This is a genomic window from Nitrospira sp. NS4 (assembly GCF_049546785.1).
Lineage (GTDB): Bacteria > Nitrospirota > Nitrospiria > Nitrospirales > Nitrospiraceae > Nitrospira_D.
This window is the reverse complement of sequence record NZ_JBMWAN010000005.1, coordinates 155,313-174,499: the sequence shown is the minus strand read 5'-3', so window position 1 is coordinate 174,499 and position 19,187 is coordinate 155,313. Positions and strand designations below refer to the sequence as shown.

The window sequence follows — 19,187 nt, the reverse complement described above, 5'->3', positions numbered from 1 at the left end:
CTGTGTATCGCATGCTGGCCAAGGTCGCGAGCGCTGCGCTCGTCGGTCTCGATGCCCATCTGGTCGACGTCGAGGTCGATATTTCCGGCGGACTTCCGCAATTTTCCGTGGTGGGCTTGCCCGACGCGACGGTGCGAGAGAGCCGGGATCGTGTCCGCGCCGCGCTCAAGAACACCGGGTTTCATTTCCCCGCCAAACGCATTACTGTCAATCTTGCTCCCGCCGGGATCAAGAAAGAAGGCTCAGGGCTGGACCTGGCGATCGCCATCGGAATTCTGGTGGCAGAGGACATCATTCCCCAATCCGCGCTCGACCGGCGTGTCCTGCTGGGTGAGCTGTCGCTGGATGGCCGGATCAAGCCGATTGTGGGGGCCTTGTCGTTCGGGCTGGCCTGCCGCAAAGGCTACGAGCTTCTGCTGCCGGCGGAGAACGGGCCGGAGGCGGCGCTTGTCGAGGGGGTGACGGCCTATCCGATCCAGGCCCTTCCGGAGGCAGTCGAATTTCTGAAGGGGGCTCAGGCGTTGCCGCCCTGTGTCTCGAATCGGGTGCATCGGGAGTCGCTCCGTCCGGCGGAGGATGAAGATTATGCCGATGTGCGGGGCCAGGATCACGCCAAACGAGCGTTGGAAGTGGCGGCGGCCGGCGGCCATAATCTCCTGATGGTCGGGCCGCCGGGATCCGGCAAGACGATGCTCGCGCGGCGGCTGCCGTCGATCCTGCCGATCATGGAATTGGATGAAGCGATCGAAACCACCCGAGTCCATAGTGTGGCGGGGCAACTGGCTCCTGAGAAACCTCTCTTGATGGTACGTCCGTTCCGGGCTCCTCATCACAGCATTTCCGATGCGGGGCTGGTCGGCGGGGGAGTCATTCCCAAACCGGGCGAGGTGTCATTGGCGCACAACGGGGTGCTCTTCCTTGATGAATCTCCCGAGTTCAAACGGCCGGTGCTCGAAGGGCTGCGGCAACCGCTCGAAGACGGCCATGTCACGCTCACCAGAGCCAGCGGGTCGTTGCGGTATCCCGCCCGGTTTATGCTGATCGCCGCGATGAATCCCTGTCCCTGCGGCTATTATGGTGACCGGTCACGGCCCTGCGTTTGCACGGTGCCTCAGATCCGGCGTTATCGGGCGAAACTGTCCGGCCCCTTGCTGGACCGGCTGGACCTCCATCTGGAGGTTCCTCCGGTGCCGGTGCGGGAGCTGCGGACGGAACAGCCGCCCAGCGAAAGTTCTGCGGCGATTCGCTCGCGCGTGCTGGCCGCCCGCGACCGCCAGCGGGCCCGGTACAAGTCGGACGGCATCTATACGAATGCCCAGTTGAAGCCCAGACTCGTGAAGCGGTATTGTGGGCTGTCCACGGCCCCCCAGGAACTCTTGGAACAGGCAATGGCCCGGCTCAATTTGTCGGCGCGCGCGCACGGACGGATTTTGCGGGTGGCCAGGACGATTGCCGATTTAGCTGACGCGGAAAAGATCGAGGCTGTGCACATCGCCGAAGCGATTCAATACCGGGCGCTCGATCGGGCCATTGAGGTATAACACCAGGCGTGTTTCCCACAATGAAAGTCTTTTTGTGGTGGTTCCTCATCGGAGCAACGATGGCGTTGGCCGTCATCATGCTGCAAGGCGGCATTCGTGAAGTCATGCAGGCGCAAGGGTCTGTGTGGGAACTCAAACTCGTCGAACTGCTGACGACGATCATCGGCGGGGGACTCCTGGGCGGTTGTATCGCGTTGATCCTCGATCGGATCAAGAAATCGTAGGACAGGTCCAGTTACATAACGAACGCGCAGCAGGTAAAGGGGAATCATGGATCTTCAAATCGGCTCGAATCTCTATCGCAATACCGACGGCACGATTGAAGTGGAAGGCGTGCCTCTTATGCAAGTGGCGCAGCATCCCTCGACGGGAGCGCTGCTGGTAAGTTTCGCTTTGTTCGATCAGACGGGGAAGATGCTCGTGAAGCTGGTCGATAGCAACATTACATTCAACGAACGGCGCGCGTACGACGTGACGAAGACTCCCAAGACCGTCGTCCTGAAGGAAACGGCTTCGGGGAAAGTGCTGCTTCAGTTGGAGGCGAAAGCGCCCGATGTCGTGATGTTTTCCAAAGGAGAATTCCGCACCATGAAAGGGCATACCCTGGAAGTGTCGGAGAAGGAGTGGAAGCTCGACAAGCTCAAGGCCGGCGGTGTGACGCAGGACCAAAAGGGCGGGTCGGTCACGATTGGCTAGCAGGATGCCGGCAATCCAGCCGGCTACTGAGCGACTCCTGCTTTCCTGAGCACACCGGGTTTTCGCCGCATCGGCCAGGGGAGGGCATCAGCCCTCCGCCGTGACCGTCGGAGTAATGACCAGCGTATTCTCTTTCCTGTCCACGGAGGCCGTGTCTCCGTCGCGCAGTTCGCCTTTCACCAGGAGCCGTGCGAGCGGCGTTTCGAGTTCCTGCTGAATGAGCCGCTTCAGCGGCCTGGCTCCGTACACCGGATCGTAGCCGCGTTCCCCCAGATAGGCCAGCGCCGCAGCCGTGATCGCCAGGGTGATGCGCCGCTCGGCGAGCCGCGCTTTCAACCGTTCCAGCTGAATTTCAACGATCTTTACCAGCTGGCTGGAAGCCAACGGATGGAACACCACCGCTTCATCCACCCGATTCAAAAACTCCGGACGGAAATGCTGCCGGAGCTCACCCATGACGACCTCTCGCATCTGCTCATAAGAAGCGCCCGTCTGCTGCGCTTCGAGAATCTGCGGGCTGCCGATATTCGAGGTCATGATGAGGACCGTGTTCTTGAAGTCGACGGTCCGGCCCTGAGAATCGGTCAGGCGCCCGTCGTCGAGCACTTGAAGCAGCACGTTGAACACATCGTGGTGCGCCTTCTCGATTTCGTCGAAGAGCACGACACAGAAGGGCCGTCGCCGCACCGCTTCGGTCAGCTGGCCGCCTTCTTCGAAACCCACATAGCCCGGAGGCGCTCCGATCAAGCGGGCGACCGTATGCTTCTCCATGTATTCGGACATGTCGATCCGGATGAGGTTGCCTTCGTCGTCGAAGAGAATTGACGCCAGGGCGCGCGCCAGTTCGGTCTTGCCCACGCCGGTCGGGCCCAGAAAGAGGAAGGAGCCGATCGGCCGGTTGGGGTCTTTGATGCCGGACCGCGCGCGGAGCACGGCATCGGCCACGGCCCGGACGCCTTCATCCTGGCCGACGACCCGCTGGTGCAGCAGTTCTTCGAGCTTGAGGAGCTTATCCGATTCGCCTTCCATCAATCGCGAGACGGGGATACCGGTCCACCGGCTGACGACGGCGGCGATCTCATCCTCGTCGACCTCTTCCTTGAGCAATCGACTTTCATTCTGTTTCTTGCCCAACGACGTTTGTTCGATCGCTAATTCCCGCTCCAGGCGGGGGAGGTCGCCATAACGGAGTTCCGCCACCCGATTCAGATCGTAGGCACGCTCCGCCTGCTCGATCTTCTGCTTGACCTCCTCGATGGCTTCGCGGGTTTTGCGCAGACGCCCCACGGACGCCTTTTCGGAGTCCCACTGCGTCTTGAGCGCCTGCACCGTCCCCTGCTTCTCGGCGAGTTCGCTCTCCAGCGCGCTCAACCGCGCCGCGCTGGCCTGATCCTTTTCCTTCTTGAGCGCTTCGCGTTCGATTTCCAGCTGGAGCACTTTGCGTGAGACTTCGTCCAACTCGGCCGGCAGGCTGTCGATCTCCGTCCGGAGTCTTGCCGCCGCTTCATCGACGAGGTCGATGGCCTTGTCCGGCAGGAACCGGTCCGCAATATACCGATGCGACAGCTTCGCTGCCGCCACCAAGGCCCCGTCCTTGATGCGCACGCCATGGTGGATTTCATAGCGCTCTTTGAGCCCGCGGAGAATGGAGACGGTATCCTCGACCGACGGTTGATCCACCAACACGGTCTGGAATCGTCGTTCCAGTGCCGCATCCTTTTCGATGTGTTTGCGGTATTCGTCGAGCGTGGTGGCTCCGATCAGGTGCAACTCGCCGCGGGCGAGCATCGGTTTCAAGAGATTCGCCGCATCCATCGCTCCTTCGGCCGCGCCGGCGCCGACGACCGTGTGCAGTTCGTCGATAAAGAGGAGAATTTGCCCCTGCGAGGATTGGATTTCCTTCAGGACCGCCTTGAGACGCTCCTCAAACTCACCCCGAAACTTGGCCCCTGCGACTAAGGCGCCCATATCGAGCGAGATGACCCGTTTTTGCTTCAGACCTTCGGGCACGTCGCCTTTGATAATGCGGATGGCCAGTCCTTCCACGATGGCGGTCTTCCCGACGCCCGGCTCGCCGATCAGGACGGGGTTGTTCTTCGTCCGGCGTGAGAGAATCTGGATCACACGGCGGATTTCGTCGTCCCGGCCGATGACCGGATCGAGCTTTCCCTGCCCGGCCAGCTTCGTGAGGTCCCGGCCGTATTTTTCGAGAGACTGGTAGGTGCTTTCCGGGTCCTGACTGGTCACCCGTTGATTGCCGCGGACCTGTTGCAGTCCTGACAGGAGGCGGTCTCTGGTCACGCCCAGCTTCTTGAAGATGCCGCCTTCCTGCACCATGGCGAGGAGGACATGTTCAACGCTGAGATAATCATCCTTGAGTGAGGTTCTTTCGTCCTCCGCCTTGGCGAGGACCTGGCTGAGCCGGCTGGTGACGTGGATCTGTCCCGGTCCGCCGGTCGCCCCTTGCACCTGAGGTAATTTATTCAGTGCCTGGTCTGCCGCCTGACGCGCCGCAGAAACGGCCACCCCGGCTTGTTCCAGCAAGGCGGAGGTCGTGCCCCCTTCCTGCTCGATCAAGGCAAGGAGCACATGCTCCACGTCGATCCCTTGATGGCTTCGCCGCATGGCGTGGGAAGAGGCGGTCTGTAAGGCTTCCTGTAATTTCACCGTCATTCGGTTCATATCCATGGGTGTCTGCTCCGGGTTCGTTTCGATAATTGTCCTATAGGTGTCACATAATCACGGGCCGGAACGAGTCAACCCATAAGGACGGGAGATTACGATTTCCCGAGCCCGAATCTTGACCGCCGGCACGATCCGGACTATGGTGGCCAGCGCATCCTGGCGTGAGTGGTCGGCTCCGTGCGGCCTCTTCAGTTCATCGGTTGAGGGATGCCATAGAGTGCTTCCTCCGTCTGTCGGGCGGGCGGGGCTGTTAATTAGGGGCAACGAGGAGGGGGCGCCTTGAAAACCGCTTTTTCCGGCCTGCGGGACGTGAATGCATAACCATTGGTCTTCAGTGGTCTTGCTGTATCGTGACGCTCTGCGCGCGACCGGCCGGTCCATCTCCCGTGGCTGGGTCGCGATGATCGCGCTGGTCGGATTTGCCGCCTTGTTTGTGGTCATTTCCCAGATTGCCGGCCCTTTGGGGATGGCCGGAGGATTTATTCTCGGAGCGGCCAATGCGCTGCTCGTCGGGGCCACTCTTCATCTGATCGAGCAATCGCTCAGCGGGGCGCGCACACTACAATTTCAGGACATTCTCGACAGTCTGGGGTATTACTTCTGGGATGTCATCGGGGTGGGCTTTGTCCTCTGGCTCCCCATCATGGCCCTGGATATGGGCACGCAAGCCAATCCCTATGGTCAGTTTCTTTCTTCTGCCTGTCTCGTGCTCCTCTTTATTTTGCTCAATCCTGCTCCCGAGGTCATTTACCAGGTTCGGCATAACTCCCCCCTTGATGTGTTCAAGACCTGCTATGAGTTTGTGCTGGAAAACTGGATCGAATGGTTTCTCCCCTTCGCCGTCTTCTTGCTCCCTGTGGTGCTGTCGCCTACCGGTCTGCGGGAGTTTGTTTCCTTGTCCAGCCGGCTCGGTCGTGGAGCAGGGCTCGATTTCTTCCAACTGCTGATTCTGCCTTTCACGGTGCTCGGTGGATGGTTTTCCTACCTGGGGCTTCCTGCCGACGCCTATTGGATTCTCGCCATTCTTCTCACTCCTCCTGTGGCCATGAGCATTCTCCTATTTCGTGGCCACCTCTTTGCATTGCTACACGGATCCTCTCGCCGTCAGCGGCTCTTCGCCCGTGGGTTCGACCCAGGGCGTTAGCGCAACCGCGAGAGCATAGGCTGTCAGGATTCCCTTATCCATGGCGGCGTTGCGGTAGCGTGCCTCCACGTAACGTTGGTTAACAATAATCCGCCAAGCGACCCTGAGGCAGGTAACGCGCTTGAGTCGAGAAGTGAAATAGTGTATGGGTTTAACTACACTTCAGTCTGGTCTAGCATACACTCCACGGACGGAAGTTTCCCGGAGCGTGCAATTGTCGATTTTTTGGCGACTGGTCCTGACGTGCCTGGTGATCATTGTGGTGATGGCCGGCGTGAATTTGTACGCGCTGTTTCAGCTCCGGCAGCTGACGGCGCTGAGCACCGAAATGGCCTTGTCCCATTACCCGGCGGTTGAGGCCGCGAAACATCTTCAAGCGGCGCTGTATGAACAGTTAAACAGCGAGAAGAAATATCTGGCGACCAAGGACCAAACGTTTCTCACGAACTTTCATGAAGAGGTTGAAGAATTCCGGAAGAGTCTGGAGCATTTGCGGACGCAGGAAACCGGGTCGCCGGGGCTGGCGCTGTTGCAGGAAACCGGCCGCATGTTTCAGGAGCGGCTGGTGCTCGCGCATGATGAAATGTCTCAAGCCAACGATCAGTCATTTACGGCGTCGCCGGCCTATGAGGAACGCCGCGATCTCCTCATGGATCAGATGACCGCTGCCATTCAGCGCTACATTGAGCTGCATGAGGCCCGCATCAGCGCGGGAGTAGGCGAGTCGCGCGCGCGCGCCGCTCAGGCCGAAGCGGCGACAGAGCAATTGGTGCTGGTCGCCTTGGTGTTCGGTCTCGGATTGGCTGGGATTGCGAGCTACAGCATTCTCTTTCCGCTTCGCCAGTTGCAGGGCCACATCAAGCACATCGGCCAAGGCCATTTCGGCACGCCGCTTAACATTGCCGCGCCGCCCGAGCTGCGCGAGCTCGTCGATACCGTGAACTGGATGGGGGAAAAGCTGCAGGAGCTGGACGATATGAAAGCGGAGTTTCTCGCGCACGTCTCGCATGAACTCCGCACGCCGATGGCGTCCATCCAGGAGGGCACGCATTTGTTGCTCGACGAAATTCCCGGTCCTTTGAAGGCGGAGCAACGCACGACCTTGCTCATCATGGCGGACAGCAGCCGGCGTCTGATCAACCTGATCTCGACGATTCTTGACTTATCCAAGATGGAAGCCGGTATGATGGAGTATCGAATCGTACCCACCGAATTACGGCGGGTGGCTGATATTTCCGTCAAAAAAGTGCAGTTACTGGCTGATTCCAAGCATGTGCAGGTGTTTGTCGAGCATCCGGAGGAACGATTGTGGGTGAAAGCCGATGCGGCACGCATCGAGCAAGTGCTGGATAATCTCCTCTCCAATGCCCTGAAATTCAGCCCGGACGGAGGCATCGTCAAAATTCAGATTAGGCCGGACCAGAAGGCCGGCACGTTGGAAGTCGCGGTGTCGGATTCCGGTCCGGGCATCGCGGCGGAAGACCTGCCATACATTTTTGAGCGGTTCTATCAGGGGAAGAATAAGTCGAAGCATAACTTAGCCGGCAGCGGACTGGGGTTGGCGCTGGCCAAGAGGGTTGTCGAGGCGCACGGGGGTCGAATTTGGATCGAGAGCGAGGTCGGAAAAGACACGACGGTTCGGTTTGTTCTTCGCTTGACCAAGCCCGGTGGAGCAAGCTGAGCATGGCTGTGCTGAGAAGAGCGGGATGGGTACTGCCGATCCTGTTGAGCGGATGTACCATGTGGACCACCCCCTTGCCCATGCATCAGCCGTATTTCACTGCGGATCCCTCAGACGTCAAGGCCTATCAGGCACTGGTCAAGAAGCAGGACGCGTTAGCGATGAAATGCAACGAGAACAACTCGTGCGATCACGTGTATTTTACCCGAGCGCTGTTGGGTCTCTACGAAAGCCGTGAAGTCGCAGAGAAGTATTTCGGGAAAGTTCTGGCTGTGGCACCCAAGAGCCGGCTCGGAGCTTCGAGTCAAGCCTGGCTGCAGCTGTTGCAGGAGCGGAACGTTCAAAAGGAACAATCGTGGGCGCAAGCGGTATTCAATGCGCCGGCGCTGGCTGACACGCATGCATCGTTGAGTCAGGTGGCGAGTCGGCTGGTGCGGGACTTGCTGGACAAGGAAATCATCACGCAACAGCTGCGTGTTCTCAAAGAATCGGATGCGCAAATGGTCGAGTCGCTGCAGCGGGAAGTCGCCGAGCTGGAACGAAAAATTGAGGTGCTGACGTCGAAGAAAGAAAAGGACGTTCCAAAGCCTGCGTCCGAACCAGTCCCGGTGCAATCGTTACAAAAGCAGTTGCAGGAACGTGACAAGAAGATCGATGAGTTGTCCGCCCAGCTCGACGCGCTGAAGCGGATTGATCAGGAGATGCGAGAGAAGGTCCGCCCGATTCGTCCACCAACAGGGGGTATCCCGGTCCCAAACCAGGAAAGCATTCCCCAATAAGGAAGATCATGGAACACGAACATATTCTGGTTGTTGACGACGACGAGGGCTTGCTGCATCTCCTGAAAATGCGCCTGTCGGCCATGGGATTTGCGGTCACGCCCTGCACAACAGGAAAAGAGGCGCAGGCCGAGGCGAAGAAAACGATGTTCGATCTCGCCATTACCGATCTGCGTCTCCACGGAGAAGACGGGCTCGAAGTGACCGAAGAGCTGCTTCGTCTTCATCCGGAGCTTCCCGTGATTATCCTGACCGCGCACGGGAGCATTCCCAATGCCGTGGAGGCCATGCAGCGAGGAGCCTTCGGCTATCTCACCAAGCCGTTCGACGACAAAGAATTAAAAGCCACCATCGAAAAAGCGCTGTCACAGCAACGGATGAGCCGGGAAATCCTGCGGCTCAAATCGCTGGTCAAGGAACTCTACGGGCTTGAAAATGTCGTGGCCCGCAGCCCGGCCATGCAGCAGCTGTTTCAGCAGGTCGCGCAAGTCGCCGATTCGGATGCCACGATTCTGTTGTTCGGCGAGACCGGCACCGGCAAAGAAGTCATGGCGCGCGTCATTCACACCAACAGCCGGCGCAGCAAGGGCCCCTTTGTCGCGTTGAACTGCGCCGCGATCCCAGAAATGCTGTTCGAAAGCGAGCTCTTCGGCCATGTCCGGGGGGCCTTTACCAGCGCGCATGGTCCGAAAAAGGGACTGTTCCAGAGCGCGAACGGCGGGACCCTGTTCCTCGACGAAATCGGGGAGATGCCCCTCTCGATGCAGGTGAAACTGCTGCGTGCCGTTCAAGAGCGGGAAGTGCGCGAGGTGGGGTCCGAGCTTTCCACCAAAATCGATGTCCGCATCATTGCCGCGACCAATAAGGACCTCGGCGCAGCGGTCAAGAACGGGAGTTTCCGAAACGATTTGTATTACCGCCTCTCCGTTGTGCCGTTGTTCATTCCGCCGCTTCGCGAACGGCGTGATGACATTCCGCTCCTGGCGCAGCACTTTCTAAAGATGAGCGTCAAGCGGGCGAATAAGGATGTCCGCGGTTTTACTCCTGCGGCGCTCCACCGGCTCATGGTCAATCCCTGGGCCGGCAACGTGCGTGAATTGGAGAACGCCGTTGAAAAAGCCGTCGTCCTGTCCCGCCAGGACATGATTACGCCGGAATTGCTTCCGTCGGTCAGCGTGTCTGCGGAGACACCGTTGAAGCCTCTCACGGAGGCAAAAGAGGAGTTTGAGCGCACCTACCTCAAGAATGTCTTGCAGTTGACGGGAGGAAATATCTCGCGGGCGGCTCAGTTCGCAGGCCGCTATCGAGCGGACTTCTATAAGATGTTGCGGAAATACGGCCTGCATCCGTCGTCCACCAAAGACGCGGCGGCGGAGGAGGAGATGGAGGACATGGAGGGAGAGCAAAAGCTGATCAAGTCGTAATCGGCGAGCGAGGTCTGGCGTGCAAGGTACTGAAATCTAAGCGCAAGATTGAAGTCTTCTGATTCGGTACGGCACTGAGAGATGTGTGGAGCTGGCGAGAGGAATTGAACCTCCAACCAGCGGTTTACAAAACCGCTGCTCTGCCATTGAGCTACGCCAGCCCGCTATGTTTCATGCCGCGCACGATGAGCGCAGAAAAACACCCTAGCAACTCCCGAAAGATCCTGTCAAGAAAGTCTCCCTTCCTGCGATCTGACGCGATCGGATAGCCTCCCTTGCATTGCTGACAGCGGCGCATTATTCTAGCCCGAATTTCAACCGCGCTGCACCGGAACTAAACACCATGGCTCAGACGCACATTCTCATCATCGATGACGATCAAGCCGTTCGCGAGGTGTTGGAAGAAACACTCGTAAATGAGGGCTATGCGGTCTCCGTTGCGGAGGATGCCACGAGCGGCGTCCAAATGGTGAGGGATCACCCCGTTCAGATCGTCGTGACAGACTTTCAGTTGCCGGACTTCGATGGTCTCGAGGTCATTGATCGGATTAGCCGAATCGACGCGAAGATTATTCCTATCGTGATGACGGGGTTTGGAACGGTGGAGTGCGCGGTTCAAGCCATGAAGGCCGGGGCCTTTGATTTTATTACCAAACCGTTCGATCCGGAAACCGTGATTGTCGTTGTGCGAAAGGCGGTGGAGTTCCAGCGCCTCCGTCAGGAAAATCATCTCCTTCGAAAAGCGGTCCGCGATCAATATCGGCTTGAGCAATTGATCGGGGTGAGCGAGCCCATTCGCCAGGTTCTTGATTTCGTGGAAAAAGTGGCCGATAGCGACAGTACGGTGCTTATTCAAGGAGAAAGCGGAACCGGTAAGGAGCTGGTCGCGCGGATGCTTCACTTCAACAGTTCTCGAAAAGACCGCCCCATGGTGCCTGTGAATTGTGGCGCGATTCCGGAAAACCTGTTGGAGTCTGAACTGTTCGGTCATGAAAAAGGGGCGTTCACCGGCGCTGCCAACACCAGAATGGGGCGATTTGAAATGGCCAACGGGGGGACGATCTTTCTCGACGAGGTCGGTGAAATGAGTCTCCCGCTTCAGGTCAAGTTGCTGCGGGTCCTGCAGGAACGGGCGTTTGAACGGGTAGGGGGAAACCGGACGATTCAGGTCGATGTGCGTATCGTTGCGGCCACGAACCAGGACCTTGAGAAGATGGTGGAGGAAAAGCGGTTCCGGCAGGATCTCTACTATCGCCTCAATGTGATTCCTATCGTGACCCCTCCGTTGCGCGATCGACGGAGCGACATTCCGCTGCTGGTCGAGCATTTTCTGGCCCGCTTTAATGATACGAAACACACCCAGGTGACGGGATTTGCTCCCGAAGCGATGGGTTTCCTTGCGGCGTATGACTGGCCCGGGAATATTCGAGAGTTGGAAAATATGGTTGAGCGGCTGGTGGTCCTGAAAAAGCAGGGGCTGTTGACTGTGGCCGATTTGCCCGAGAAGATCAGGCACAAGCCCGCGCGTCCCGCCGAAATGAAAGAGCACTTCATCCGATTCACGGAAGACGGGATTCATCTCTCCAACGAAGTAGAACAGTACGAGAACCAGTTGATCGTCGAAGCCTTGCGGAAAGCGAACGGGGTGACGGCCAGAGCCGCACAGCTGCTGCATGTCAATCGGACCACTCTCGTCGAAAAGCTCAAACGTAAAGGTTTTGACGTCAAGGCTCAACTCGACGCGCTCTCCAACTAGTCCCCCCCTTGTCAATTCATTGACTGTCTCATCCGGTGCACTGTCGAGAGTTCTGACAGCGCAATGGATGGTCACCAGGTCAGAGCTGCCGGTTGCTCAATTTTCCCCAGTTATTGCCGTTCCTGCGAAGGGGCATGGTCTTTGCTGATCAAGTCCAGCTGTGAACTCGTTACGATTGGTTTGGAAACAATTCACGCCTGTTCTGCTCCTATGGTGCATCGAGCGTTCCCTTGCGTTCGGTGAATCCCCAAGCGCCACCCAGGAATTCTCACAAGCCCCAGGGCCAGCCTCGTTCGTACAGCCGGAGCCGGTCGATATGCCGGGCGGGACGTTGTCTGATAAAGGGCCGCGTTGTAAAGGCCTTTCCCAAGGGATGGAGAGCCTGGCCCTGCAGGAAGGCATCAGCGCCTGCAAAAATGAGAATGGGCGCGGGTCCGGCATTATTTCGGGAAGGTGCCGGCGCAGTGGCCGGGGATCGCACTGGCTCCCTCAGTCCTCGCATTTACGGCAGAGGTGTTTCTGCGCGAAGGCTTATCCAGCACGCACCGTCTCAATGCCATCAACCTCTATAAGACCATGGCGGTTGAGTCCCCTCAATCAGACAATGCGAAACGCGGCGAGTGGCGCATCGCGGATCTTGACCTCCAACAGGCCTGGTACCAGGAGCGCAATCCACGTATGAGCGCGCCATGGCCCATAGGCGGCACCAGCCGGACGGCCATCGCGTCTTGCTGGCCCTCGGGTGCGCTTTTCTCGCCAGGAAGAAAGGGAACAATGCCGGAAAGGCGATCACTCGGATCGGACAATAGGTCATACAGTGACAGAGGTCTGTGTTCTCCAAGAATTCCGTGCATTTGCTGTGGGAACGATTGATCCACACCACCTCGGCAGTCTGATGGAGCGATAGCGAATCTATGATGAGCAAAGCCGCAGTCAGTCGAGAGCATCCGGCAATTCCCAGCGGAATGGTTTATCGCGAAGAGCTGATCCGGGAGTTCGCGTATGTGATACGGGCCATGGCCAATCGTCTGGCCTTCAGGCTTCCCGCCTATCTGGATGCGGAAGATTTGATTTCAGTGGGGACGATCGGCCTCATGGATGCCATGGACAAGTACGATCCGTCCCGTGAGGCAAAATTCAAGACCTATGCGGAATTCCGCATCCGCGGCGCCATGCTGGATGAAATTCGTTCAATGGATTGGGTGCCGCGATCGGTGCATGAGCGCATCGGGATTTTACAAAAAGCGCATCTCACGCTATTAAACCGGCTGGGGCGTCCGCCGTCTGATGAAGAAGTAGCGAACGAACTCAAGATGCCGATGGAAGAGCTTGACGGTTTTCTCTCGCGGGCGAGAGGAGCTGTCATGATCAGCATCGATGAACTGGGGCTGCAGGAACCGGACGGGCACAAGGTCGTCAAAATGCTCGCCGACACGCATCAGCTTGATCCGCTCTCCAGTCTGGTGAACGGGCGTGAGCGGGAATCGGTTGCAGAAGCGATCCAAGACCTTCCTGAGAAAGAGCGGCTTGTTCTGACGCTCTACTATTTTGAGGAGCTCACGATGAAAGAAATCGGCGAGTTGCTGAAGGTCACGGAATCTCGGGTCTGCCAAATCCATACGAAAGCGATCGTGCGGCTGAAAGCTCATCTTCACGTTAAACAGTGACAGGGTAACATCTCGCGTCTCGCCCTCGCATGCGCGGATGGCGCATTTCAGCCATAGGGTGCAGGCGCTGTTGCAAGTGCGTAACCGGTCGAGCTCTTGTTTGTCTAGCGGATCCGCCGGAGCTTGAGTTCGTACCAGGGTTGGAGGATTACTCTGCGGAGCCCCGTTGGTGTCGATTCTTGCTCCTTGTGTTACGACCTCAAGTCCTTGCTGGATCAGCCGATAAGAATGACAGTCAATCTACAGGCGTTGACGGAGGACATGACGGCCTTGGTCCCGGCCTCTAATAAGCTCGCGAAGTTCATCAATGAGCGGAATCAGTATCATGTCACAACGAACAAATGATCGTGTTTCATGGGATGCCGAAGGCCGGGAGTGCCACGCGCACAAGACGGTTGCGATGGTGCCCGGACATCCGGATAAACCAAGGAAGCCGTGAACATTCAGGGAGACATGATGCCGTCGACTGTCCTACTGGTCGGCACCTCGGCCCTGCATCGAGATCGACGCTGGCATCATCTGGCCGATCGCGGCATATCCTTCGTGCCGGTGCCCCGCGCCGGGTTCCGCCTCGATCACTCAATTAGGGCGGGTGTCCATGCCATTCTCTATCAGGTGGGGCCGGACACTGACGCCACCCTGGCGTTTCTGGATGAAGCCGCCGCAGGCCCAAGCGATCTCTGCATCATTCTGTTGGGGCGAAGCAGCAAGGCGGATTCTGTGGCTCTCTACCTCAGGCGAGGTGCGTATGACTATATCAGCTGGCCCTGTTCGATCGGCCGTCTTGCCGACTCGATTACCAGCGGCCTGGCCAAGCGACGCATGTCCATCGAGGTCCGGAATCTGTCAGGAACACTGGCCTCGGCAAACTCCACGCTGGCGCATGACCGGGATATGTTGAAACAATACAACCAGCGCCTAGCCGGGTTGAACCAGCTGACGCAAGCGCTCGCCGGATCGCTCAAATCCGAGGACGTGGTACAGGCCTTGTTTGCAGGCCTGCCGGCATTGATCGGCGCCGACCTCATCGGGGTGGCTCGAAATACTCGTGCTCAGATCTGGACCTGGTCACGTGAGGCCGACCCTGTGCGCGAAGAAGCGGCCCGCGCGCACCTCCTCAGGAGCGTGGAGCATGCACCCAGCCGGATCACCTCCGGTGCGACGACCTTGAGATTGATTCATTCACGCCCCCTGCCGATTGTATCGTCTGCGACAGATCCAGCGGGGAAGTGCCGGTTCCCGCATGGGGTGGCCTACGACATTCCCCTCGTCTTTGGACCGCATAACAATGGTGTGTTGCATGTCGCGAGATCCGGATCAATCCCTTTTAGCGAGCAGGAGCACCAACTCCTGGCCACCGTGGGCACGTCATTGTCCCTCAGCCTGCGTAACGCTGACACCTATCAGGATATTCAGGAGCTGGCCTCGCGCGATCCCCTCACAGGGGTCCTCAATCGTCGCTCCCTCGACGGTCCTCTCACGCGCGAATTCAAAGCCGGCCTGCGATATGGTGCCTCGGCCTGCCTGATGCTGCTGGATCTCGACTATTTCAAAACCGTGAATGACCGGCTTGGCCATACCGCCGGCGACCGGGTGCTAAAAGATTTGGCGAAACTCATGACTGATACGGTGCGCGATGTCGATATCGTCGGCCGTTACGGGGGAGAAGAGTTTGCCGTGATTTTGCCGCACACGTCGCTTGAACAGGCGAAGAGTCTGGCGGAACGGCTGCGCAGCCTCATCGAACGGCAGGCCTTCAGCCTGGATGATGGAATGGTACGCACCACCGTCAGCATCGGCATCGCCGATGCACCCCATCCTACGATCGCCTCGATCGCCGACTGGGTGAACGCGGCGGATACGGCGTTGTATGCGGCCAAGGCCCAAGGGCGTAATTGCGTTGTCGTTTACAGCCCATTGCATTTGGCGCCCGTTCAGGCGGCGGCGCTTTGCGCGGCGGCCTGAATATCATCTGAAGGAGGAGGGGAGGGCGGTTCCGGCGCATAAAGCATCTCTCGCCCGTATCGCGGAGACTGCGACGAGGATCGTGAGTGGATGCACATCGATAACCGACTCTTAATGGAAGTGCCGTGTCGTGAGCGATTGCCCCTGTGCGACGGATGCAATCCCTGCCGTGATGACAGGTTCCTGTCGGTTGACAGCGGATACCGGCACTGTCTTCGGTTCCCCGTCGGCAAAACCCGAACAGGCATGACCCCTCTCTCGATGGCTCATCCACCGGCAGGCGACACTGAAATACCACTCGCCGCATCAAGCGCCATCGCACTCTCAAGTTTTCCAGCGGTCACACCGATACTCTATTCACTATGAATAATTCTGAAGCAACTCCAATCATGCTCCATGCATCCACAACGGATGGCGAGATCATGACAGTGACGGAAGTGGCACAATTTTTACGGGTGCCTAAATCTACTGTCTACAAACTCGCCCGGATCGGCGAATTGCCGGCGTCAAAAATCGGGAAACATTGGCGCTTTCTCCGACGCGACATCCACGAGTGGATGCATACCCGGTCCCTGGCAGCGTAACGTCTCCCTGCTGTTCCGAAGGCCGACCGTACAAGCCGATGAGGGGGAAGTCTGTCTTCCCGGCGTCAGACAGGTGTCGTTGCGTAGCATTCCTGCGGTGACAAGGGAATGCGATCTGTTGTCCTCTAAGCAATGCAGAAGGCGAACACCGTCGGCATCACCAGAAGTATTGGCTCGTAAGCCGGCTGACATCGCGATTGGAGGAACACAATCTTTCTGCCTATGCCGAATGCTGAACTATCTTCGATTCGAAACCTACTCCAGTTAGATCGGGAGCTAGTCCGCTATACAGGCTGATTGTCACGAATGAGGCTATTGCCATCGTGATCAAGCCCTGCTCGATATCTTGCTTAATAGTATTCTGCTGGTGGTGATCGACACGAATACCGCGTCCCGCTCATTATGCATGTGAAGTGTCGCCCGTTCGTCTGGCGACACACTCTAGCAGGCCGTTGAAAAAGTCCGCCAGCGGCGTTCTCGCGTCTGAGCTCACTGCGGCCTTGCTGGACGGCCTTTTTGAACGGCCTGCGGGCGGTCCTGATGTGGCACGTAACCCCATGCGGATCTGGAATGCACAGGGTACAGAACGGTTCTTCAGCAGCCTGCTACATGCCGGCAATCGTGCTCATCGAGCATGCTCCGCTGGTCAACGGAAATATTGAGAATAACGCCGTCGATATCCGCGAGCCAACTTGCAGGTTGTGTGCGCACGATAGCCACGGTGACGAGAAGGCCAAGCAGCAGATCGTGAGCGATCTGCTCGCCTTGCCAAGGCTGAATGGCTCTCCCGTTACAGGCTTTTCAGAATCGCTCTCGAATCTGGGCCAGGTGTGTTGTGCGGAACGGGCAGGTCGTGTCGGTTCTAATGATCATTCACGAGTCCTATCCATTCCGATGCACTGATCAATGGACTGGTACGTTCCGGTACTGCTGCCACTATCGCCAAGATCGGGTTCTGATTGTGCTGAATCTGAATCTCGCCCTGCTCCCCAACAGGCAATCGGCGATGGAGGATGCGACGAACTAGATGGGCGGCTCACTTGGAGGAAGGTTCTGAGAGTGCCGGTGCTGGGTCTCGATGACACGCTCCAGCAGCTTGAGAGAGTCGTTCAACAGGTCTGCGGCGCAACTCATGGTCGTCTGGAATTGTTGCCTCGCCTCGGCCCATCTGCCTTCCCGTTGGAGGGCCTGAAAGCGGCGATGCTGCTCTTCAAGTATCGCCTGCTTTGCGTCGAGGATTAGACTGTCCGACGAGTTCATGCGGTCCCCCATCGTGCGACCTGGCAACACCGTATCAAAGACCGGATTCCGGGTACAATAGCTCAAAAGTAGTGGTGAGGAATCAGTTGCTTCCATCGCCCTGAGCATTGTCCCGACAGAACCATTTCAACGTGAATATCGCGACCATGGCCGGCATTGCGCCTGCCATCGGGTCGACCATCGAAGGACAGGTCCTTGAAGGGGCACATATCGACTCCATCCTGCAGCTCACCACCGTTATCCTTGTGATCGGGGCACCATCGTTGCGTGTTGTGTGCAACACCCACTGCCCGTTGTTATCGACGCAGTCCGGCGGCATCTTTTCGCACAGGTCCTCTTCTCTCGCAAAGAAGGGTGCGGCCGGCCTCTTAAAGAACGGATAACAACACGATAGAAGTCCAGAGGGAGGGTATGTCATGAGAGGGGAGTGTTTCTCGCTCCGGAGTGCCGGTTCGAATGGGGAGGAGGATCTATAGATCTGAAGACACTCCGTTTCGAGTAGCAAGGATGGCATGACCTTCTCGGTTCTCCTTGATTAACGGGCGGGCTCCGGTCCTCTTCGCCGTGATCAACCTCGATTCTCTCACCCCGCTGTTCTCTCTGGCCTTATGCGGAGGGCCGCCGCTTTGCACCGGTCTGGTCGGGACGGAGTTTACCGGGAATTAACCAGGCCGTGACGTCCCCGGAATAGGGCTCCGGTAGAGTCTCTCCAAGAAAGAAAGCAGACTTCCGCTTCCGGGTAAACAGGAGATCGGAATCATGGAGCATGAGCCCTGGATATTTGTCGCGGTGTGGTGTCTCGCCCTTCTCATTCCACTGGTTTATGCCTGCAACACGCTTCTGGGACTCCGGAGAAAAACCATCATCCCGCTCCTCCGCATCCGCGATGCGGACGGGCTCTCACAGTGCCTGAGTATTCCCGTTCCGCCATCGATTCACAGGAGGTCTGCATGATTACTGTCAGCCACGTTATGACTCAAGGCGTGATTCACGTCGAGACGGGGACATCGGCTATCGAAGCGGCCAAGACGATGACTGTCCATAAAATCGGCAGTGTCTTTGTCAAAAAGAACGATCGTTTCGTCGGGATCGTCACCGAGCTGGATATTGTGAGGAAAGTGGTCGGAGCGGAGCGGGCGCCCTACTACATACCTGTCGAAGAGATCATGAGCAGCCCGATCGTCGGCATCGACGAGCGGCGTCCGATTACGGAAGCCGCCGATCTGATGGAGCAACATGGCACCAGGCATCTCGCGGTACTTAAAGCGGACGAGATCGTGGGGATTCTGTCCGTCCGTGATTTGCTGCATCCGGTTTCGATCGATGAGTTTTAACCGGAGGGAAGTGTATTCATGGCAGAACTGATCGGTGAAGCGATGGGCCTCGGCTTGCAGGGACTGGCGGTGCTGGGACTCTTCCTGTTTGCGCAGTCCTTCTACAAGGATCTAGCCAACTTCTGTTCAGGAAAGGACGGGCGATGACCGGCGCTTCTATGCCTGCCTGGCTCCAATTGCGCTTTCCCAAGCCGGGGCGCGAAGCCGGTCCCTCCGATCTGGCGGCAATCTGGGAGAAGGGTACCCAACTGGTACTGAGCCTGCTGATCGTGACCATTCTGGTAGGGCTTGCCGGAGGCGTGATGAAGACGTTCATCGGCCTGCGTCTGTTATGGACCGCCGACCTTGAGATCGGGCTCCGGCATCTCATCGTCAGCACGCTGACCCTGCTGGCGGTCGTGGAAGTGCTCAAAACAACTCTGGCCTATTTTTCGGAAGGGCGAGTCCGTGTCACCTTTATCGTCGATACGGTGCTCGTCGTGATGCTGACGGAGGTGATCTCGCTCTGGTTCACGGGAGGGGAGTGGGAGAAGCTGGCGCTTCTCGCGGGTATTCTGCTGACTCTCGGATTGATCCGGGTCGTGGCGGTGCGCTTCAGTCCAGCACAGCCGGCACAAGCCGGGCAGACACAGCCACCTGGGCTGTCATTGCCTTAATACGTTCAGGAGGAT

At 58.0% G+C, this 19,187-nt stretch carries 18 protein-coding genes and 1 tRNA gene; 16 read left to right on the top strand and 3 right to left on the bottom strand.

The annotated features are described in order from the left end of the window. Positions 1-11 precede the first annotated feature (11 nt). Genes ACO9S2_RS15415 through ACO9S2_RS15405 form a run of 3 tightly spaced genes read left to right on the top strand, consistent with a single transcriptional unit; the run spans position 12 to position 2,237 of the window. A complete protein-coding gene (locus tag ACO9S2_RS15415; RefSeq protein ID WP_423723274.1) occupies positions 12-1,541 on the top strand; it encodes a YifB family Mg chelatase-like AAA ATPase in 1,530 nt (509 codons plus the stop codon). 20 nt (positions 1,542-1,561) lie between these two features. After that, the gene (locus ACO9S2_RS15410) at positions 1,562-1,765 is read left to right on the top strand and encodes a hypothetical protein (RefSeq protein ID WP_423723273.1); all 204 of its coding nucleotides are present in this window, start codon (positions 1,562-1,564) and stop codon (positions 1,763-1,765) included. A gap of 46 nt (positions 1,766-1,811) precedes the next feature. Continuing rightward, positions 1,812-2,237 carry a hypothetical protein gene (locus ACO9S2_RS15405; RefSeq protein WP_423723272.1) on the top strand — a complete coding sequence of 142 codons (426 nt, stop codon included), beginning with the start codon at positions 1,812-1,814 and terminating at the stop codon, positions 2,235-2,237. An 87-nt stretch (positions 2,238-2,324) separates the two neighbouring features. Here the strand turns inward: ACO9S2_RS15405 and clpB are convergent, their stop codons facing one another. Continuing rightward, entirely contained in the window at positions 2,325-4,925 is a 2,601-nt protein-coding gene (gene clpB / locus ACO9S2_RS15400) for an ATP-dependent chaperone ClpB (RefSeq protein WP_423723271.1), read from the bottom strand. A gap of 310 nt (positions 4,926-5,235) precedes the next feature. On the opposite strand from clpB, the gene ACO9S2_RS15395 reads away from it, so the two are divergent. From ACO9S2_RS15395 to ACO9S2_RS15380, 4 genes are all read left to right on the top strand, one after another. Continuing rightward, entirely contained in the window at positions 5,236-6,066 is an 831-nt protein-coding gene (locus ACO9S2_RS15395; RefSeq protein ID WP_423723270.1) for a hypothetical protein, read from the top strand. A gap of 208 nt (positions 6,067-6,274) precedes the next feature. Further along, complete coding sequence (locus tag ACO9S2_RS15390) at positions 6,275-7,747, top strand: sensor histidine kinase (protein WP_423723269.1); 1,473 nt, start codon at positions 6,275-6,277, stop codon at positions 7,745-7,747. Positions 7,748-7,749: 2 nt separating this feature from the next. Beyond that, positions 7,750-8,526, top strand: a complete 777-nt coding sequence (locus ACO9S2_RS15385) for a hypothetical protein (protein ID WP_423723268.1) — start codon at positions 7,750-7,752, stop codon at positions 8,524-8,526. Between the two features lie 8 nt (positions 8,527-8,534). Beyond that, positions 8,535-9,950: a sigma-54-dependent transcriptional regulator gene (locus ACO9S2_RS15380; protein ID WP_423723267.1), complete on the top strand. Its 1,416-nt coding sequence runs from the start codon at positions 8,535-8,537 to the stop codon at positions 9,948-9,950. An 86-nt stretch (positions 9,951-10,036) separates the two neighbouring features. Here ACO9S2_RS15380 and ACO9S2_RS15375 read toward each other — a convergent pair. After that, positions 10,037-10,111 (bottom strand) — tRNA-Thr (locus ACO9S2_RS15375). A gap of 182 nt (positions 10,112-10,293) precedes the next feature. On the opposite strand from ACO9S2_RS15375, the gene ACO9S2_RS15370 reads away from it, so the two are divergent. The 5 genes from ACO9S2_RS15370 to ACO9S2_RS15350 all read left to right on the top strand — a co-directional run bounded on the left by ACO9S2_RS15370 (position 10,294) and on the right by ACO9S2_RS15350 (position 16,825). After that, positions 10,294-11,706: a sigma-54-dependent transcriptional regulator gene (locus ACO9S2_RS15370; protein ID WP_423723265.1), complete on the top strand. Its 1,413-nt coding sequence runs from the start codon at positions 10,294-10,296 to the stop codon at positions 11,704-11,706. Positions 11,707-12,620: 914 nt separating this feature from the next. Further along, positions 12,621-13,373, top strand: a complete 753-nt coding sequence (locus tag ACO9S2_RS15365; RefSeq protein ID WP_423723264.1) for a sigma-70 family RNA polymerase sigma factor — start codon at positions 12,621-12,623, stop codon at positions 13,371-13,373. A gap of 435 nt (positions 13,374-13,808) precedes the next feature. Further along, positions 13,809-15,338, top strand: coding sequence for a diguanylate cyclase (locus ACO9S2_RS15360; protein ID WP_423723263.1), 1,530 nt, complete (start codon positions 13,809-13,811; stop codon positions 15,336-15,338). Between the two features lie 362 nt (positions 15,339-15,700). After that, positions 15,701-15,922, top strand: a complete 222-nt coding sequence (locus ACO9S2_RS15355; protein WP_423723261.1) for a helix-turn-helix domain-containing protein — start codon at positions 15,701-15,703, stop codon at positions 15,920-15,922. Between the two features lie 609 nt (positions 15,923-16,531). Beyond that, positions 16,532-16,825, top strand: a complete 294-nt coding sequence (locus ACO9S2_RS15350; protein WP_423723260.1) for a hypothetical protein — start codon at positions 16,532-16,534, stop codon at positions 16,823-16,825. A gap of 120 nt (positions 16,826-16,945) precedes the next feature. Here the strand turns inward: ACO9S2_RS15350 and ACO9S2_RS15345 are convergent, their stop codons facing one another. Further along, positions 16,946-17,182: a hypothetical protein gene (locus ACO9S2_RS15345; RefSeq protein ID WP_423723259.1), complete on the bottom strand. Its 237-nt coding sequence runs from the start codon at positions 17,180-17,182 to the stop codon at positions 16,946-16,948. A gap of 131 nt (positions 17,183-17,313) precedes the next feature. Between ACO9S2_RS15345 and ACO9S2_RS15340 the strand changes: the two genes are divergently transcribed. The 4 genes from ACO9S2_RS15340 to ACO9S2_RS15325 all read left to right on the top strand — a co-directional run bounded on the left by ACO9S2_RS15340 (position 17,314) and on the right by ACO9S2_RS15325 (position 19,172). Continuing rightward, positions 17,314-17,565 (top strand): hypothetical protein, encoded by a 252-nt coding sequence (locus ACO9S2_RS15340; protein ID WP_423723258.1) that lies wholly within the window; start codon positions 17,314-17,316, stop codon positions 17,563-17,565. A gap of 567 nt (positions 17,566-18,132) precedes the next feature. After that, positions 18,133-18,516: a cyclic nucleotide-binding/CBS domain-containing protein gene (locus ACO9S2_RS15335; protein ID WP_423723257.1), complete on the top strand. Its 384-nt coding sequence runs from the start codon at positions 18,133-18,135 to the stop codon at positions 18,514-18,516. Positions 18,517-18,534: 18 nt separating this feature from the next. Next, entirely contained in the window at positions 18,535-18,663 is a 129-nt protein-coding gene (locus ACO9S2_RS15330; RefSeq protein WP_423723256.1) for a hypothetical protein, read from the top strand. Between the two features lie 11 nt (positions 18,664-18,674). Next, positions 18,675-19,172, top strand: a complete 498-nt coding sequence (locus ACO9S2_RS15325; protein WP_423723255.1) for a phosphate-starvation-inducible PsiE family protein — start codon at positions 18,675-18,677, stop codon at positions 19,170-19,172. The last annotated feature ends 15 nt before the right edge of the window (positions 19,173-19,187 follow it).

Bases quoted from the DNA above. Each gene is read 5' to 3' on its own strand.
- ACO9S2_RS15330 (WP_423723256.1), top strand. From the start codon at position 18,535: ATGGCAGAACTGATCGGTGAAGCGATGGGCCTCGGCTTGCAGGGACTG.
- ACO9S2_RS15355 (WP_423723261.1), top strand. From the start codon at position 15,701: ATGAATAATTCTGAAGCAACTCCAATCATGCTCCATGCATCCACAACG.
- ACO9S2_RS15325 (WP_423723255.1), top strand. From the start codon at position 18,675: ATGCCTGCCTGGCTCCAATTGCGCTTTCCCAAGCCGGGGCGCGAAGCC.
- ACO9S2_RS15365 (WP_423723264.1), top strand. From the start codon at position 12,621: ATGATGAGCAAAGCCGCAGTCAGTCGAGAGCATCCGGCAATTCCCAGC.
- ACO9S2_RS15335 (WP_423723257.1), top strand. From the start codon at position 18,133: ATGATTACTGTCAGCCACGTTATGACTCAAGGCGTGATTCACGTCGAG.
- ACO9S2_RS15380 (WP_423723267.1), top strand. From the start codon at position 8,535: ATGGAACACGAACATATTCTGGTTGTTGACGACGACGAGGGCTTGCTG.
- ACO9S2_RS15410 (WP_423723273.1), top strand. From the start codon at position 1,562: ATGAAAGTCTTTTTGTGGTGGTTCCTCATCGGAGCAACGATGGCGTTG.
- clpB (WP_423723271.1), bottom strand. From the start codon at position 4,925: ATGGATATGAACCGAATGACGGTGAAATTACAGGAAGCCTTACAGACC.
- ACO9S2_RS15415 (WP_423723274.1), top strand. From the start codon at position 12: ATGCTGGCCAAGGTCGCGAGCGCTGCGCTCGTCGGTCTCGATGCCCAT.
- ACO9S2_RS15350 (WP_423723260.1), top strand. From the start codon at position 16,532: ATGCCGGCAATCGTGCTCATCGAGCATGCTCCGCTGGTCAACGGAAAT.
- ACO9S2_RS15345 (WP_423723259.1), bottom strand. From the start codon at position 17,182: ATGAACTCGTCGGACAGTCTAATCCTCGACGCAAAGCAGGCGATACTT.
- ACO9S2_RS15385 (WP_423723268.1), top strand. From the start codon at position 7,750: ATGGCTGTGCTGAGAAGAGCGGGATGGGTACTGCCGATCCTGTTGAGC.
- ACO9S2_RS15395 (WP_423723270.1), top strand. From the start codon at position 5,236: ATGCATAACCATTGGTCTTCAGTGGTCTTGCTGTATCGTGACGCTCTG.
- ACO9S2_RS15405 (WP_423723272.1), top strand. From the start codon at position 1,812: ATGGATCTTCAAATCGGCTCGAATCTCTATCGCAATACCGACGGCACG.
- ACO9S2_RS15370 (WP_423723265.1), top strand. From the start codon at position 10,294: ATGGCTCAGACGCACATTCTCATCATCGATGACGATCAAGCCGTTCGC.